15 protein-coding genes are annotated in these 16,563 nt (G+C 71.1%); 8 read left to right on the top strand and 7 right to left on the bottom strand.

Annotated features, from left to right (window positions below; all coding sequences use genetic code 11):
* Positions 1–130: 130 nt before the first annotated feature.
* Genes ACF1A1_RS35850 through ACF1A1_RS35840 form a run of 3 tightly spaced genes read right to left on the bottom strand, consistent with a single transcriptional unit; the run spans position 131 to position 2,210 of the window.
* Positions 131–784, bottom strand: a complete 654-nt coding sequence (locus ACF1A1_RS35850) for a TetR/AcrR family transcriptional regulator (RefSeq protein WP_392005837.1) — start codon at positions 782–784, stop codon at positions 131–133.
* Positions 781–1,461 carry a DUF4166 domain-containing protein gene (locus tag ACF1A1_RS35845; protein ID WP_392005834.1) on the bottom strand — a complete coding sequence of 227 codons (681 nt, stop codon included), beginning with the start codon at positions 1,459–1,461 and terminating at the stop codon, positions 781–783. The genes ACF1A1_RS35850 and ACF1A1_RS35845 overlap by 4 nt, the downstream gene beginning before the upstream one ends.
* A complete protein-coding gene (locus ACF1A1_RS35840; RefSeq protein ID WP_392005832.1) occupies positions 1,458–2,210 on the bottom strand; it encodes a hypothetical protein in 753 nt (250 codons plus the stop codon). The genes ACF1A1_RS35845 and ACF1A1_RS35840 overlap by 4 nt, the downstream gene beginning before the upstream one ends.
* A 185-nt stretch (positions 2,211–2,395) precedes the next feature.
* Between ACF1A1_RS35840 and ACF1A1_RS35835 the strand changes: the two genes are divergently transcribed.
* The 4 genes from ACF1A1_RS35835 to ACF1A1_RS35820 all read left to right on the top strand — a co-directional run bounded on the left by ACF1A1_RS35835 (position 2,396) and on the right by ACF1A1_RS35820 (position 6,167).
* Positions 2,396–3,382, top strand: a complete 987-nt coding sequence (locus ACF1A1_RS35835) for a matrixin family metalloprotease (RefSeq protein WP_392005830.1) — start codon at positions 2,396–2,398, stop codon at positions 3,380–3,382.
* Positions 3,383–3,495: 113 nt separating this feature from the next.
* Complete coding sequence (locus ACF1A1_RS35830; RefSeq protein ID WP_392005828.1) at positions 3,496–4,005, top strand: MarR family winged helix-turn-helix transcriptional regulator; 510 nt, start codon at positions 3,496–3,498, stop codon at positions 4,003–4,005.
* A gap of 43 nt (positions 4,006–4,048) precedes the next feature.
* Positions 4,049–4,387: a DUF3817 domain-containing protein gene (locus tag ACF1A1_RS35825; RefSeq protein WP_392005826.1), complete on the top strand. Its 339-nt coding sequence runs from the start codon at positions 4,049–4,051 to the stop codon at positions 4,385–4,387.
* Between the two features lie 79 nt (positions 4,388–4,466).
* On the top strand, positions 4,467–6,167 hold the full coding sequence (locus ACF1A1_RS35820) for a methylmalonyl-CoA mutase (protein WP_392005824.1): 1,701 nt from the start codon (positions 4,467–4,469) through the stop codon (positions 6,165–6,167).
* 132 nt (positions 6,168–6,299) lie between these two features.
* Here the strand turns inward: ACF1A1_RS35820 and ACF1A1_RS35815 are convergent, their stop codons facing one another.
* Positions 6,300–6,917 (bottom strand): TetR/AcrR family transcriptional regulator, encoded by a 618-nt coding sequence (locus tag ACF1A1_RS35815; protein ID WP_392005822.1) that lies wholly within the window; start codon positions 6,915–6,917, stop codon positions 6,300–6,302.
* Between the two features lie 232 nt (positions 6,918–7,149).
* Here ACF1A1_RS35815 and ACF1A1_RS35810 point away from each other — a divergent pair, with 232 nt between their 5' ends.
* The 4 genes from ACF1A1_RS35810 to ACF1A1_RS35795 all read left to right on the top strand — a co-directional run bounded on the left by ACF1A1_RS35810 (position 7,150) and on the right by ACF1A1_RS35795 (position 11,577).
* Positions 7,150–8,130 (top strand): tetratricopeptide repeat protein, encoded by a 981-nt coding sequence (locus ACF1A1_RS35810; RefSeq protein ID WP_392005820.1) that lies wholly within the window; start codon positions 7,150–7,152, stop codon positions 8,128–8,130.
* Between the two features lie 649 nt (positions 8,131–8,779).
* A complete protein-coding gene (locus ACF1A1_RS35805; RefSeq protein ID WP_392005818.1) occupies positions 8,780–9,415 on the top strand; it encodes a DUF6230 family protein in 636 nt (211 codons plus the stop codon).
* 118 nt (positions 9,416–9,533) lie between these two features.
* Positions 9,534–10,145 (top strand): DUF6114 domain-containing protein, encoded by a 612-nt coding sequence (locus tag ACF1A1_RS35800; RefSeq protein ID WP_392005816.1) that lies wholly within the window; start codon positions 9,534–9,536, stop codon positions 10,143–10,145.
* Positions 10,135–11,577, top strand: a complete 1,443-nt coding sequence (locus ACF1A1_RS35795) for a hypothetical protein (RefSeq protein WP_392005814.1) — start codon at positions 10,135–10,137, stop codon at positions 11,575–11,577. The genes ACF1A1_RS35800 and ACF1A1_RS35795 overlap by 11 nt, the downstream gene beginning before the upstream one ends.
* A gap of 102 nt (positions 11,578–11,679) precedes the next feature.
* On the opposite strand, the gene pyk is transcribed toward ACF1A1_RS35795, so the two are convergent.
* The 3 genes from pyk to pta all read right to left on the bottom strand — a co-directional run bounded on the left by pyk (position 11,680) and on the right by pta (position 16,519).
* On the bottom strand, positions 11,680–13,110 hold the full coding sequence (gene pyk, locus ACF1A1_RS35790) for a pyruvate kinase (RefSeq protein WP_392005812.1): 1,431 nt from the start codon (positions 13,108–13,110) through the stop codon (positions 11,680–11,682).
* A gap of 89 nt (positions 13,111–13,199) precedes the next feature.
* Positions 13,200–14,408 (bottom strand): acetate kinase, encoded by a 1,209-nt coding sequence (locus ACF1A1_RS35785; protein ID WP_392005810.1) that lies wholly within the window; start codon positions 14,406–14,408, stop codon positions 13,200–13,202.
* Complete coding sequence (pta, locus tag ACF1A1_RS35780; RefSeq protein WP_392005808.1) at positions 14,405–16,519, bottom strand: phosphate acetyltransferase; 2,115 nt, start codon at positions 16,517–16,519, stop codon at positions 14,405–14,407. The genes ACF1A1_RS35785 and pta overlap by 4 nt, the downstream gene beginning before the upstream one ends.
* Positions 16,520–16,563: the final 44 nt, after the last annotated feature.

Raw genomic sequence — 16,563 nt, 5'->3', positions numbered from 1 at the left:
GTCGCGCCGGACCGTCACCGCCTCCGGCCCTTGCGACGGCACCGCGGACGCCCCGGAGGGGATGCGGGTGCCGGCAACGGCGGAATCGCCCCGGCTCTCACCGCGCCCCGGCTCTCACCGCCCCCCGCTCTCACCGCTTCCCGGAGGCCCGCCGCAGGTACTGCCGCACCGCCCGCTGCGCCACCGGCCCCAGTTCCTCCAGCGCGCTCACCAGCATCCCCAGCTGTTCCAGCGCGTCCAGCGCCGCCGCGGCGCCTGCGGCGTCGACCCCCTCGTACAGCTCGATCCCGACGAACGAGGCCGCGACCGCCCGGGCCAGCCCGGCCGGGTCCGTGAACTCCCCGAAGGGGGTCCCGGCGAGTACCCGGCGCAGGACCTTCTCGATCTCCACGATCCACAGGTCGAGGCCCGCGGCCGTGGCCGGGCCCAGGGCCTCGTGGGTCTGGGCGCCGGCCAGCAGCTGGCCGAGGAGCGTGACATGGCCCCCGGTCCGCTCCTGCTCGTGGATCTCCCGGCCGAGGGCGAGCAGCTCCGACAGCGAGGTGACCGTCTCCAAGCGGGCCCGGTAGCGGGCCACCGTGCGCTCCGCCCCGTAGCGGCAGGCCGCGGCCAGGAGTTCGTCGACCGAGCCGAAGTGGTAGAAGACCAGCGCCTGGTTGACCCCGGCGGTCGCCGCGACCGTACGGGCCGACGTCTTGGCGATGCCCTGTTCGGTGAGGGTGCGCAGCGCCCCTTCCAGCAGTTTGGTCTTCGTCTCCAGGGACTTGGCGGTCTCCGGGCTCACGCGCGGGCCTCCTCGCGCACCGGCCGCAGCCCCGGGCGCACACCGCGGGAGCGGATGTCGGTGTAGGCGGCGGTGAAGGAGCCCTCGTAGCCGAACAGCGGGCCGAAGTACCGGTTCACCACGCTGACGCGGATCCGGAAGCGGCCGGCGGCCTCGTCGTACGCCTCCCGCACCTCGGCGGTGGCCCCGATCAGTTCGGGCACGCGCGCGTCCACCACTCCTTCCCGGAACCGGTGCTCTCCGGAGCGGATCAGCAGGGAGCCGTCCGGTTCGGCCTGGAAGTGCAGGTCGGTGGCGAGGTGCTGGTGGGTGCCCAGGTAGTCGAGGATCCGGTCGCCCCGGGGGCCGAGCACCATCTGGGCGTCGAACCGGCGGGCCCGGCCGGGCAGGTCGAAGGTACGCACGAAGGTCACCGTCTCACGGCCGAACCCGTCGGTGTACGGCACGTTCTCGATGACGAAGGGCACCGAGCGGCCCGCGCGCGGGACGAGGATGTTGCGGGTGGCGCCCAGCGCCAGGAACGGCTTCACGAACGCCGGACCGTGCCAGATGCGGTCCATCACGCCCCGCCCCGTGCATGCCCGGCCGCTCGCCAGCCCCACCGAGAAGCGGCGTCGCAGCTGGGGGTGGAGACGGTCGAAGTCGGAGCCCATCGCGGTACGGAAGATCGAGGTCATCGCGGGTTCTCCAGGGTGCGCAGAACACGGGGCGCATGCGCGCGTGCCGGAGGCGTGCGCAGGCAGCGGCGGGCGGCGGGGGTGGAGGCGAGCGGTGCCGTGAAGAGGGCCACGCACACCAGGACGCTCAGCAGCAGCGGGCACAGGTACGCCGTCGACGCCGCGAACGGGCCCAGGAGGCGCAGGACGGACTCCAGGCCGAGCCCGGTGCAGGCGGCGGTGACGACGAGGGCGCGCACGGCGAGCTCCGCGAGCCAGTTCAGCAGCGCGCGCTCCGGGGTGATGCCCCGCTCCAGCCACAGCCGCAGCCGGTCGAAGGACCAGGCCGTCGCCCAGCCCATCAGCGGGCGCAGGACCAGCCTGTCGGCGAGCGCGCCGAGGGCGCCCCAGCGGGGCCGGTAGTCGTAACCGGTGAGGAAGCGGACCCCGTCGCCGTCGGGGACGTAGCGCCAGTAGCCGCTGCCCTCGGCGAGCAGGGAGAGCGGATGCGGGGAGGCGAAGCGCAGGGCGGAGGTGCGGGTGCCGTCGGGGCGCTCCCGTTCACCCGCGCAGACGCCCGTGCCGGCGATCGTCAGGAACGGCAGCACGCGGGTGGCGTAACGGAAGCGCTGCGGCTCGCCCACCACCCGCGGCAGGTGGGCGATCTCGGTGAAGCGCAGGTCCCAGCGTTGGTGCTGGGCCGGCTCCTGTGTACGCGCCCACAGGTCGTCCAGATCGGCGCGGATCCGCGCCTCGATGTAGAGCCCCATGTGAATCCCCCAGCTCGCGACCGTGTTTGAGCGATCGCTCAAACACTGTGATGGGACCGTACACCCGTTTGAGCGATCGCTCAAACGGGGGACCCCGGGATGGTTTTCAGACTGGTTGGGAGGGCTAACCTCACCGGGAATCGATCACGTTCCGCCCGGCGGGCGGACAGGCGGGCGGAGGCGCAGTGGCAGGTCATCACGGGCCGGGACCGACGGGCAGGGCCGTCGCGGCGGTGGTATTGGCGGTGTCGGTGGCGGCGGGCGGCGGTGATGCGCCCACGCGCGCGGGTGACGGATGTGCGCTCGGGCGCGGCGCGCTGACCGTGGACGACCTGCCCGCCGGATCCTCAGTGCTCGACTGCGCGGCCGTCGGACGCCTCGTCACCCACGAGGGCGCCGGCGTCACGGTTCCCGAGCCCGGCACGAAGGTCACCGTCGACGCCCTGTCGGTGGACGGCTCGCGGCACGGCTTCACCGTGGAGGTCGCCGCCGACGGCAGGATCTCCTACGGCCGGGCGGACGCCGGCTCCGAGGAGCACACGCACGCCGCCGCCCCGGCCGCCGCCGCCCGCCCCGCCTGCGCCGACAGCGCCTACGCCGTCGGCGAGCACAAGGAGTACGGCACCTACGACTGGTGGCTCGGCGACGGCCCGCTGCCCGGCGATCTCTCCCCCGCCGCCGCCCGCCGCGCCTTCGAGAGCGCCATCGGCACCATCATCGGCACCCGCAACGACTGCGGGTACGGCGACGCGGTCGGAGCGCGGGCCAAGTACCACACCCTGACCCATCGTGAGGCCAACGTCGACAGCCGGGCCCACTGCACCCGACGGGACGGGGTGAGCGTCTGGGACGCCGGGGACCTCAGCGGCGGGGTCGTCGCCACGACCTGCTCGTGGAGCCGCCCGGTGGCCGGCGGCCGGGACTGGCTGAAGGAGGCCGACGTCCGCTTCAACACCGGCGACTACACCTTCACGGACAACCCCACGGACCGCTGCGCCAACGCGTACGACATCCGCAGCGTCGCCACGCACGAGGCCGGTCACGTCTTCGGTCTGGGGCACGTCGGTTCCGGCCACGAGGGCCAGACCATGTTCACGAACTCGTTCGCGTGCTCCACGGCGGCCCGCACCCTGGGCCGCGGCGACGTCCTGGGGCTGCGCCGCATCTACTGACGCCGTCACCTGAGAGGTCCCTGGGGCAGGTGCTGCCCCTTGTGAGAAGCGCCGCTGACCGAAAGTCGAGACGGGGCTGACCACGATATGACCGACGGGTAGGGTCTGATGCCGTGCCGAAGCCGCTCAGCCTCCCCTTCGACCCCATCGCCCGCGCGGACGAGCTCTGGAAGCAGCGCTGGGGAAACGTGCCGTCCATGGCCGCGATCACCTCGATCATGCGCGCCCACCAGATCCTGCTCGCCGAGGTGGACGCGGTGGTCAAGCCGTACGGGCTGACGTTCGCGCGCTACGAGGCGCTGGTGCTGCTCACCTTCTCCAAGGAGGGCGAGCTGACCATGTCGAAGATCGGCGAGCGGCTCATGGTGCACCCGACGTCCGTGACGAACACCGTCGACCGCCTGGTGAGGTCGGGCCTGGTCGCCAAGCGCCCCAACCCCAACGACGGCCGCGGCACCCTCGCCACCATCACCGACAAGGGCCGCGAGGTCGTCGAGGCCGCCACCCGCGACCTGATGGCGATGGACTTCGGACTCGGGGTGTACGACGCGGAGGAGTGCGCGGAGATCTTCGCGATGCTGCGGCCCCTGCGCATCGCGGCGCACGACTTCGACGAGGCGTGACCCGGCACAAGATCTCCCGGAACGGGTCGTTACGCTCGACGGCATGAAGAAGAGCGTGCTGACCCGCTACCGCGTCATGGCCTACGTCACCGGTGTGCTGCTGGTCCTGCTGACCCTGGGCGTGATCGCCAAGTACGTGCTCGAGCTGGACGGCGCCGACGGCTTCACCCGCGTCGTGGGCATCGCGCACGGCTGGCTGTACGTCCTCTACCTCGTCTTCGCCTTCGACCTGGGCTCCAAGGCGAAGTGGCCGGTGAGCAAGCAGCTGTGGGTGCTGCTGGCCGGGACCATCCCCACGGCCGCCTTCTTCGTGGAGCGCAACGTCTCGCGCGAGCTGGAGGCCAAGGTCTCCGAGGACGCGGCGGCCGTCGCCAAGGCATAGCACCACCACCACCGCCGTACGGACGCGTGCGGCGGTCAGCCATCGACATTTACTAGGACGTCCTAGTAAATTCGAAGGCATGGACGCTGACGCCATCGAGGAGGGCCGCCGACGCTGGCAGGCCCGGTACGACGCCGCGCGCAAGCGCGACGCTGACTTCACCACGCTCTCCGGGGACCCCGTGGAGCCGGTGTACGGGCCCCGGCCCGGCGACACGTACGAGGGCTTCGAGCGGATCGGGTGGCCGGGGGAGTACCCCTTCACGCGCGGTCTGTATCCGACCGGCTACCGCGGGCGGACCTGGACCATCCGCCAGTTCGCGGGGTTCGGCAACGCCGAGCAGACCAACGAGCGGTACAAGATGATCCTCGCCAACGGCGGCGGGGGTCTGTCCGTCGCCTTCGACATGCCGACGCTGATGGGCCGCGACTCCGACGACCGGCGCTCGCTGGGCGAGGTCGGGCACTGCGGGGTCGCCATCGACTCGGCGGCGGACATGGAGGTGCTGTTCAAGGACATCCCGCTCGGGGACGTCACCACCTCGATGACGATCAGCGGGCCCGCCGTCCCCGTCTTCTGCATGTACCTCGTCGCCGCCGAACGGCAGGGCGTCGACCCGGCCGTCCTCAACGGCACGCTCCAGACCGACATCTTCAAGGAGTACATCGCGCAGAAGGAGTGGCTCTTCCCGCCCGAGCCGCACCTGCGCCTCATCGGCGACCTGATGGAGTACTGCGCGGCCGGGATCCCCGCCTACAAGCCGCTGTCCGTCTCCGGCTACCACATCCGCGAGGCCGGGGCCACGGCCGCGCAGGAGCTGGCGTACACGCTGGCGGACGGCTTCGGCTACGTGGAGCTGGGGCTGAGCCGCGGGCTCGACGTCGACGTCTTCGCACCCGGCCTCTCCTTCTTCTTCGACGCGCACGTCGACTTCTTCGAGGAGATCGCCAAGTTCCGTGCCGCGCGCCGCATCTGGGCGCGGTGGATGCGGGACGTCTACGGGGCGAGGAGCGAGAAGGCGCAGTGGCTGCGCTTCCACACCCAGACCGCCGGTGTCTCGCTCACCGCCCAGCAGCCGTACAACAACGTGGTGCGTACGGCGGTGGAGGCGCTCGCGGCGGTGCTCGGCGGCACCAACTCGCTGCACACCAACGCGCTGGACGAGACGCTGGCGCTGCCAAGCGAGCAGGCCGCGGAGATCGCGCTGCGCACGCAGCAGGTGCTGATGGAGGAGACCGGCGTCGCCAACGTCGCCGACCCGCTGGGCGGTTCCTGGTACGTCGAGCAGTTGACCGACCGCATCGAGGCCGACGCCGAGAAGATCTTCGAGCAGATCAAGGAGCGGGGGCTGCGGGCCCACCCCGACGGACAGCACCCGATCGGGCCGGTCACGTCCGGCATCCTGCGGGGCATCGAGGACGGCTGGTTCACCGGGGAGATCGCCGAGTCGGCGTTCCGGTACCAGCAGGCCCTGGAGAAGGGGGAGAAGAAGGTCGTCGGCGTCAACGCGCACACCGGGTCCGTCACCGGGGACCTGGAGATCCTGCGGGTCAGTCACGAGGTGGAGCGGGAGCAGGTGCGGGTGCTGGGCGCGCGCCGGGCCGCCCGGGACGACGCCGCCGTGCGCGGCGCCCTCGACGGCCTGCTCGCGGCCGCGCGCAACGGCGGCAACATGATCGAGCCGATGCTCGACGCGGTGCGGGCGGAGGCGACGCTGGGCGAGATCTGCGACGTGCTGCGGGACGAGTGGGGGGTCTACACGGAGCCGGCCGGGTTCTGAGGGCGCGAGAGCGCCGGCGTGGCCGGAGCCGGTGGCCGACGGACGGCCACCGGCTCCGGCCACGTCCGGTGCCGGTCCGGTCCGGTGCGGTGCGGTGCGGTGCCTGGTGCGGCCTCCCGGCCGGAGTGGGGCTCAGTCGGAGGCGGTGAGGCCCAGCAGCAGGAGCCGGGTGAAGCCGTGCACCCACGCCTCGTCCGCCGGGCGCGCGCTGACCAGGGTGCGATGGACCACCGCGCCCGCGACCATGTCGAAGATGAGGTCGACCGTGCGGGCGGAGTCCTCGGGGTCGGTTTCCGCGGGGAGTTCGCCCCGGGCCTGGGCGCGTGCCCGGCCCTCCAGGACCAGACCCTTCTGCGGCTCGACGATGGAGGCGCGGATACGTTCGCGCAGGGCGTCGTCGCGGGTGGCCTCGGCGACCACCGCCATCAGGCCGCTCCTGGCCTCGGGGCGGGCGAGGATCGCCGCGAACTGGAGGACCACGCCCTCGATGTCGGCGGCGAGGCTGCCGCGGTCGGGGAGTTCGAGTTCGTCGAAGAGTTCGGCCACGGCGTCGACGACGAGTTCGTTCTTGCCGGCCCAGCGGCGGTAGAGCGTCGTCTTCGCCACTCCGGCGCGGGTCGCCACGTCTCCCAGCGTGAGCTTGGACCAGCCCAGCTCCACCAGTGCCTCCCGTGTCGCCGCCAGGATCGCGGCGTCCGCCGCGGCACTGCGCGGGCGGCCCGTACGGCCTGCGGGGGTGCGGCTCTGCATCTTTCGACGATATCCGGCGGGTCCCGTGCCGGCGGCGGGAGCAGTGAGGGAGATCACCGGGTGACGGCCCCATGGGTGACCCCCGTGGTATTACGCTACGGGTCGTAGCGAAAGCGGAGAGCGGGCCCGTGCCGGACGTACGCGGGCCGCGGCGACCCGGCGCGGGGTGGGGACCCGGCGCGCATTTCGGTTCGCTTTTCACGCACGGGCGGGAACGGGGGAGGATAGACGCATGCAGCCACGGAACATGTCCATGAGCGGAGTCGTCGACCTCGCCGCGGTGAAAGCGGCCCAGGAGGCCAAGGCGAAGGCGGAGCAGGCGCGCGCGGAAGCCGCCCGGCAGGGCGGGGCGGGGGCCGTCTCGCCCGCCGACCTCGTCATCGACGTCGATGAGGCGGGCTTCGAGCGCGATGTCCTTCAGCGGTCCGCCGAGGTCCCCGTCGTCATCGACTTCTGGGCCGAGTGGTGTCAGCCCTGCAAGCAGCTGAGCCCGGTCCTGGAGCGGCTCGCCGTCGAGTACGACGGCCGCTTCCTGCTCGCCAAGATCGACGTCGACGCGAACCAGATGCTGATGCAGCAGTTCGGGGTGCAGGGCATCCCGGCGGTGTTCGCCGTCGTCGCGGGGCAGGCACTGCCCCTCTTCCAGGGGGCCGCCGGTGAGGCACAGATCCGGCAGACCCTCGACCAGCTGGTGGCCGTCGCCGAGCAGCGCTTCGGTCTGACCGGCCTGACCGTCGACCCCGACGCCGAGCCCGGCGGCCGTACGGCGGCCGCCCCCGCCGAGGAGCCGGCCGGCCCGCACGACGCGCTGCTCGAAGCGGCCGTACAGGCGCTGGACGCGGGTGACCTGGCCGGTGCCGTCCGCGCCTACCAGAACGTGCTCGTCGACGACCCGGGCAACCTCGAGGCCAAACTGGGCCTCGCGCAGGCCGAGTTGCTCCTGCGGGTGCAGGACATGGACCCGCAGCAGGTGCGCAAGGACGCCGCCGACCGGCCGAAGGACGCGCAGGCGCAGATCGCCGCCGCCGACCTGGATCTGGTGGGCGGTCACGTCGAGGACGCGTTCGGACGGCTCATCGACACCGTGCAGCGCACGGCCGGCGACGAGCGGGACGCCGCACGGCTGCGGCTGCTGGAGCTGTTCGAGGTGGTCGGGTCCGAGGACCCCCGGGTGGCCGCCGCCCGGCGGGCGCTGGCGCGGGCGCTGTTCTGAGCCGGATGAGGGCCCCGTTCTGACCAGTCGCTAAACGCCCGGGCCTGTGACGCCGGAGTGAAAGTTCCGCCGACCGGGCCTCACAGCGGCCGCGCTTTACCAAATCTTGGTAATCGCGGCCGCTGTTACTGCAAGTAAGTCGGGGGCGTGGTTCTGTCAGGTTCTGTCCAGCGATCAACAGTTTTGTTCTGGGCCTTGATGCCACCCTCAGTCGTCGGCCGAGACCTGTGGGTCGTTGTTCGGTTATCCGGCCGTTACTAGCGAGTAACGAACCCCCTTGTGCGGGCGGCGAGAATGCACCACGATCGGCCACGCTCGGTCCGTTCCCGTACCCCGACAGCCGGTTGGGTCAACGGGTTTTCCTGGGTCCCCACCGAGCAGGGCCGACGGCAGTGGCGCCGGCTCTTGGGCAGGGGGGTCTTCGCCGAGGCGAAGCCTGTCCAGCAAGGTTGTGCGTGATGCGTGTCAGGCGCGACCCAGTGGTTGTCGCTCGGGGGTGATCGCCGGTGATCGGTGCGCGGTTAGCGCCTCCGAGCGCGGGCGCTCCCCTTCCCGAGGACGTAGCACTTCTCCCATCCCTGCCCGGCCGAGCCGCCGCTTTCGGGGGCGAGTCCGGGGCCAGGAGATGTACGTCCGAGAAGGAGGAAATATGGAGTCCCAGGTGCGTGGCGGGACCAGATGGAAGCGGTTCGCTGTGGTCATGGTGCCCAGCGTGGCCGCCACGGCGTGCATAGGCATCGCCCTCGCGCAGGGCGCGCTCGCCGCGTCGTTCAGCGTGTCGGGTCAGTCGTTCAAGGTCACCGCGGACAAGCTCGTCGGCACGGGCTTCTCGCAGTACGGCGCGCTCGACTCGGGGTACACCCTCGACGGCAAGAAGACGGCTCACCCCGTCGCCGTCTCGGCGTTCAAGAACGCCTCGATCACGAACATGTGCCAGTCCGTGGTCACCCCGAACATCCCGCTGCTCGGGTCGGTCAGCCTGACCCTGAAGGCGGGCGGCGGCGGTAAGCCGGTCGAGGCCGAGAACCTGTACATCGACGTTGAGGACCTCAGCGCCGACGCCACGTTCAGCAACATCGACATCGGCGTGGCCGCCAAGGACCTCACCAAGGGTCCGGGCATGAAGGGCGGCAGCGAGCAGGCCAACCCCTACGGGTTCGCCCAGCAGGCCGAGTCAGCCGTCCTGACCGACGTGAAGCAGACGGCGTGGGCCACCACCGCCGGAACCTTCAAGCTCAGCGGCCTGAAGATGTCGCTGTCGACGGGTGTCAAGGAGTGCTACTAAGCACTCTCTGACGGGCGGGGGAGCCACTGGCGCCCCCGCCCGTCCAGTCTGAAGCGCCGCGTCTTCACTCGCGGCCCACATCTCCACCACAGCAAGCCGCACCAGGGAGCTGTTTTCCATGAGCGCCGAGACCCCTGTCGCCACCGGCCAGTTCACCCACCGGAGGCAGCAGTTCCGCGCCTGGCGGGGCACGAGGCCGTTCTGGGCGGGCCTGTTCGTCCTTCTCAGCGGACTCCCCATCGCCTACTTCCCGTACGCACACCTGCAGATCGGCCACCTGACGCTGGCCATGGCGACCACCGCGGGTGCCGGCTCCCTGATCATCGGCGTGCTGCTGGTCGTGCTGGGCGTCAGCCTGTGGTTCCAGAAGCACGTACGGGTCTTCGCGGGCGTCGCGGCGATCCTGCTCGGCCTGGTGTCCATCCCGGTGTCCAACCTCGGCGGCTTCCTCATCGGCTTCCTGCTCTCGCTGATCGGCGGGGCGATGGCCGTGTCCTGGGCGCCGGGAGCACCGCCCGCGCCGGAGCCGGCGCCGGAGGCGGCCGCGGCCCCGGGAGGCGCCCCCGCCGGCGTGTACCCCGGGGGCGGTGTCCCGGCCGGTGACGCCACGGTGAACCCGTACAGCACGGGCCCGGCCCTCTCCAAGGACGCCGACGGCGGGGACGAGCCGAACGATCTGTCAGGAACGAGCCCGGCCAACGGGGCGAACGGGAGGCACAGTGCCGGCTGACGAGGTGACCACCGGGAGCGATGTGGACGCTGCCCGTGTGAGAACCGGGCCGCGCCACGCGGCACCCAAGAAGCCGCTGTTCACCCGGCTCCACATGCCGGCCGGCAAGGCGATAGCCCTGGCGGCCATGCCGACGGCGGTCCTCATGGGCATGGGTTTCACGCCGACCCTCGCCAACGCGGATGACCAGCCGTCCTCCAAGAACCTCACCATCGACGAGTACAAGGACTGCGTCGCGGCCCTGGAGGACGAGGACGCCGACGCGTCGGCCTCTCCCTCGCCCTCCGCCTCGGAGAGCACCGGCGACTCGGCGGACGAGGGCAAGGACGACGCCAAGGACGGCTCCGAGGACGGCTCCAAGGACGAGGCGACGGACGGTTCCGGTGACTCCGGTTCCTCCGGCGGCTCCTCCGACGGCGAGGACGCCTCGGGCGGCTCGTCGCCGGACGCGGGTTCCGGCGACGGGGCCGAGCCCGCGCCGTCGGCGTCCGCCTCCGCGCCGGAGAAGTCGACGTCCTCGTCCGGCGGCGACACCGCCACGGCGAGCCCGTCGCCGTCGGAGAGCGACAAGAACGTCCTGGAGACCATCGGCGACGCGATCACCGACCTCTTCGACGGCACGGAATCCGACGCGGCGGCCGGTGCGAGCCCGTCGCCGTCGGCCTCCGAGCCGGCCGGCACGGGCACCGGCGGGGACACGTCGTCCGACTCCGGTTCGTCCGGCTCCGGTTCGACCGGTTCCGGCACGGACGGCTCGGGTTCGACCGGCTCCGGCACGGACGGCTCCGGTACCGCCAAGGACACCACCGACGCCCTCACCGACGCGGCGAAGGACACCGCCGACCAGGCGGGCGAGGCGGCCGAGGACACCACGGAGAAGGCCGACGAGGCCGCCTCCGACGCCGCTGACGCCACCGCCTCGCCGAGTCCGTCGGCGAGCGAGACGACGGGCACGGAGGACTGCCCGGTCGCCACCGACGACGAGAGCGGTGTCGACAACAAGGTGCCGCTGGCGGACGACCCCTGGTACCTGGACGCCAGTTCGCTGCTGCTCAAGGGCGCCGACTACCAGGGCATCGTCGAGGTGAAGACGGCCAACGGGACGAGGAAGAAGGTCCTGAAGTACGTCATCTCCGAGGGGTCCGACATCGGCGACCTGCACCAGACGGTGAAGGACAAGCAGGCCGGCGTGACCTACCACGTGCAGGCCGGCCCGGGCACGACGTCGACCATCCGCAACGGCGACACGATCATGTACACCGAGAGCATCTCGGGGAACCTGTTCGGTCTGATCCCCGTGACGTTCAGCCCGGAGCACCCGCCGCCGCTGAACATCCCGCTGATCTACTTCACCAAGGTGAAGGTCGTCCAGGCCGGCCAGTTCGGCGGCGACCTGCACGTCCCGGGGATGCACGTCTACAGCACCAAGTAACGCCTCCCGCAGGCCCGTTCGGGAGCCGCACACACACTGAGGGCGCCCCCTGTCGCAGGGGGCGCCCTCAGCGCCGTTCACGTGCCCCTACGGGCTGTCTCCTCAGTCGCGGGAGCCCTGGCCCAGGTGGTGGACGCGGACCATGTTGGTGGTGCCGGGGACACCGGGCGGCGAACCGGCGGTGATGATGACGACCTCGCCCGGTTCGAAGCGGCCCAGCCGGGTGATCTCCTGGTCCACCAGGTCGACCATCTCGTCGGTGCTGTTCACGAACGGCACGACGTGCGACTCCACGCCCCAGCTGAGCGCCAGCTGGTTGCGGGTGCCCTCGTCCGTGGTGAACGCGATGATCGGCTGGGAGGCGCGGTAGCGGGAGAGGCGACGGGCGGTGTCGCCGGACTGGGTGAAGGCCACCAGGCCGCGACCCCCGAGGAAGTCCGCGATCTCACAGGCGGCACGCGCCACCGAACCACCCTGCGTGCGCGGCTTCTTGCCCGGCACCAGCGGCTGGAGCCCCTTGCTCAGCAGCTCCTGCTCGGCCGCGGTGACGATCTTCGACATCGTCTTCACGGTCTCGATCGGGTACGCGCCCACGCTCGACTCGGCGGACAGCATGACCGCGTCGGCGCCGTCCAGGATCGCGTTGGCCACGTCGGAGGCCTCGGCGCGGGTCGGACGGGAGTTGGTGATCATCGACTCCATCATCTGGGTCGCGACGATCACCGGCTTGGCGTTGCGCCGGCACAGCTCGATCAGGCGCTTCTGCACCATGGGGACCTTCTCGAGCGGGTACTCGACGGCCAGGTCGCCACGGGCGACCATCACACCGTCGAACGCCATCACGACGTCCTCCATGTTCTCCACCGCCTGCGGCTTCTCCACCTTGGCGATGACGGGGACGCGACGGCCCTCCTCGTCCATGACGCGGTGCACGTCGTGCACGTCCTTGGCGTCCCGGACGAAGGACAGGGCGACCAGGTCGCAGCCCATGCGCAGCGCGAACCGCAGGTCCTCGACGTCCTTCTCGCTCAGCGCGGGCACGTTGACGGCCGCGCCGGGCAGGTTGATGCCCTTGTGGTCGGAGATGACACCGCCCTCGATGACGATCGTCCGCACCCGCGGACCCTCGACGTCCAGGACCTTCAGCTCGACGTTGCCGTCGTTGATGAGGATCTGGTCGCCGCGCGAGACGTCGCCCGGCAGGCCCTTGTAGGTGGTGCCGCAGATCGTCTTGTCGCCGGGCACGTCCTCGGTGGTGATGGTGAACTCGTCACCGCGTACCAGCTCGACGGGGCCCTCGGCGAAGGTCTCGAGACGGATCTTGGGGCCCTGGAGGTCGGCGAGGACACCGATGGCCCGGCCGGTCTCCTTGGCGGCGGCCCGGACCCGGTCGTACCGGCCCTGGTGCTCGGCGTGCGTGCCGTGGCTGAAGTTGAACCGGGCCACGTTCATGCCGGCCTCGATCAGCGAAACCAGCATTTCATGGGAGTCGACCGCGGGGCCGAGAGTACAGACGATTTTCGAACGGCGCATGGGGCGATCCTATCGGTTTGTTTCGCTACGGAATATTCCGTCTGGCGGAAGATACAAATGAGATGGCCGGCGCTCAGTTGCTTTCCTGCTCAGTTTGTGTTTCCCACCAATGCGTAGGTCTGCGTGGCGATCTCCAGCTCCTCGTCGGTCGGCACCACGGCGACCTTCACCCGCGCGTCGCCGGGCGAGATCAGCCGCGGCTCGTCGCTCCGTACGGCGTTCAGCTCGCCGTCCACCGCGAGGCCCAGGGTCTCCAGGCCCGCGACGGCCGCCTCACGCACCGGTGCCGCGTTCTCGCCGACCCCGGCGGTGAACGCGACGGCGTCCACCCGCCCGAGCACGGCGTAATAGGCGCCGATGTACTTCTTCAGACGGTGAATGTAGATGTCGAAGGCGAGCTTCGCCTGTTCGTCGCCCTCGTCGACCCGGCGCCGGATCTCCCGCATGTCGTTGTCGCCGCACAGGCCGATCAGTCCGCTCTTCTTGTTGAGAAGAGTGTCGATTTCATCGATGGACATTCCGCCAACACGCGCCAAATGGAAGATGACAGCCGGGTCGGTGTCTCCCGAGCGCGTACCCATCACGAGCCCCTCCAAAGGCGTCAGCCCCATGGAGGTGTCCACGCACCGGCCGCCCCGCACCGCCGACGCGGACGCCCCGTTGCCGAGGTGCAGCACGATGACGTTGACGTCTTCGGGCGCCCTGCCCAGCAGCTTCGCCGTGGTCCGGGAGACGTAGGCGTGCGAGGTGCCGTGGAAGCCGTAGCGCCGGACGCGGTGCTCGTCGGCCGTCCGCACGTCGATCGCGTAGCGGGCGGCCGACTCCGGCATCGTCGTGTGGAAGGCGGTGTCGAACACGGCGACCTGCGGCAGGTCGGGCCGCAGGGCCTGGGCCGTACGGATTCCGGTGAGGTTGGCCGGGTTGTGCAGCGGCGCCACCGGGATCAGCCGTTCGATCTCCGCGAGGACGGCTCCGTCGATGACCGTCGGCTCGGTGAAGTGCTTGCCGCCGTGCACCACGCGGTGCCCGATCGCGGCCAGCTCGGGGGAGTCCAGCCCCAGCCCGTCCTTGGCCAGCTCCTCCGCCACGGCCTTCAGGGCGGCGTCGTGGTCGGCGATCGGCCCGGACCACTCCCGGGACTCGCCGGTGGCCAGCGGCGTGTGCTTCAGTCGGGAGGACTGCTCACCGATGCGCTCGACGAGCCCCACGGCCAGCCGGCTGCTGTCGCGCATGTCGAGCAGCTGGTACTTCACCGACGAGGAGCCGGAGTTGAGGACGAGGACACGCGTGGAGCTCACTGGGCGGTCGCCTTCTCGCTCGGGGACGGGGCGGAGGACGGGGAGGGGGACTGGGCCTGGATCGCCGTGATGGCGACGGTGTTGACGATGTCCTGCACCAGGGCGCCCCTCGACAGGTCGTTGACCGGCTTGCGCAGACCCTGGAGGACCGGTCCGACGGCGATCGCGCCGGCCGAACGCTGCACGGCCTTGTACGTGTTGTTGCCGGTGTTCAGGTCGGGGAAGATCAGCACACTGGCCTGGCCCGCGACCTCGGAGCCCGGCAGCTTGGTCGCCGCGACGGACGGCTCCACGGCCGCGTCGTACTGGATCGGCCCCTCGATCCTCAGGTCGGGCCGCCGGGCGCGGACCAGCTCCGTGGCCTCCCGCACCTTGTCGACGTCGGCGCCCGATCCCGACGTACCCGTGGAGTACGACAGCATCGCGATCCGCGGTTCCACACCGAACCGGGCGGCGGTCGCCGCCGACTGGATGGCGATGTCGGCGAGCTGCTCGGCGTTCGGGTCGGGGTTCACGGCGCAGTCGCCGTACACCAGCACCTTGTCGGCCAGGCACATGAAGAACACCGACGAGACGATGTCGGCGTCCGGCTTGGTCTTGATGATCTCGAAGGCGGGCCGGATGGTCGCGGCCGTGGAGTGGACCGAACCCGACACCATTCCGTCGGCGAGCCCCTCCTGCACCATCAGCGTGCCGAAGTAGTTCACGTCGGAGACGACGTCGTACGCCAGCTCGACGGTGACGCCCTTGTGGGCCCGGAAGCCGGCGTACAGCTCGGCGAAGCCGTCGCGCAGCTCGCTGGTCGCCGGGTCGATCAGCTGGCAGTCGCCGAGGTCGATGCCCAGGTCGGCGGCCTTCTTGCGGATCTGGTCGACCGGCCCGAGGAGGGTGAGGTCGCAGACGCCGCGGCGCAGCAGCACCTCGGCCGCGTGCAGCACGCGCTCCTCCGTCCCCTCGGGCAGGACGACCCGGCGCCTGTCGGAGCGGGCCTGTTCGAGGAGCTTGTGCTCGAACATCATCGGCGTGACGCGGTCGCTGCTCGGCGCGGAGACCCGTGTCAGCAGGCCGGCGGTGTCGACGTGCCGCTCGAAGAGCCCGAGGGCGGTCTCGGCCTTGCGCGGGGTGGCCGCGTTCAGCTTGCCCTCCAGGGAGAACAGCTGCTCCGCGGTGGGGAAGCTGTTGCCGGCCACCGACAGGACGGGGGTGCCGGGGGCGAGACGGGCGGCGAGGGTGAGGATCTCCTCGCTCGGCACCTCGCCCAGGGTGAGCAGCACACCGGCGATCGGCGGGGTGCCGGCGCTGTGCGCGGCGAGCGAGCCGACGACCAGGTCCGCCCGGTCGCCGGGGGTGACCACCAGACTGCCCGGGGTCAGGGCGTTCAGAAAGTTCGGCAGCATCGCGCCGCCGAAGACGAAGCCGAGCGCGTCGCGGGCCAGCCCGGAGTCGTCGCCGAGCAGCACCTTCGCTCCCAGCGTGGAGCTGACCTGGGCGACCGTCGGCGCGGACAGGGCGGGCTCGTCGGGCAGCACGTAGCAGGGCACCGGCAGCCGGGTGGCGAGCCGGTCGGCGATCTGCTCCCGGTCCTCCCGGGCGACCCGGTTGGCGACCATGGCGAGAACGTCGCAGCCCAGCGCCTCGTAGGCCCGGTAGGCGTTGCGGGTCTCGGCGAGCACGGACTCCGCGGTCTGCCGGCGGCCGCCGACGACGGGGATCACGCCGGCGCCGAACTCGTTCGCCAGGCGCGCGTTGAGGGACAGTTCGTCCGGGAACTGGGTGTCGGCGTAGTCGGTGCCGAGGACGAGGACGACGTCGTAGTCGCGGGCGACGCGGTGGAACCGGTCGACGAGGGTGGAGACCAGCTCGTCCGCCCCCCGCTCCGCCTGGAGGGCGGACGCCTCGTGGTAGTCCATGCCGTAGACGGTCGCCGGATCCTGGGACAGCCGGTAACGGGAGCGCAGCAGCTCGAACAGGCGGTCGGGTCCGTCATGGACGAGGGGGCGGAAGACGCCCACCCGGTCGACCTGGCGGGTCAGAAGCTCCATGACCCCCAGTTCGACGACCTGGCGGCCGTCGCCGCGGTCGATCCCGGTCACGTACACGCTGCGCGTCACGCGTGCTCTCCGTTTCGTCTCGTCGTCGTCGTGTTCGTCGGCTG

Origin of the sequence: Streptomyces sp. NPDC014995 (assembly GCF_043080745.1) — a bacterium.
In the GTDB taxonomy this organism is placed as follows: Bacteria; Actinomycetota; Actinomycetes; order Streptomycetales; family Streptomycetaceae; genus Streptomyces.
Note: the sequence above shows the minus strand (reverse complement) of the source record. Positions and strands in the feature narration are given on the sequence as shown.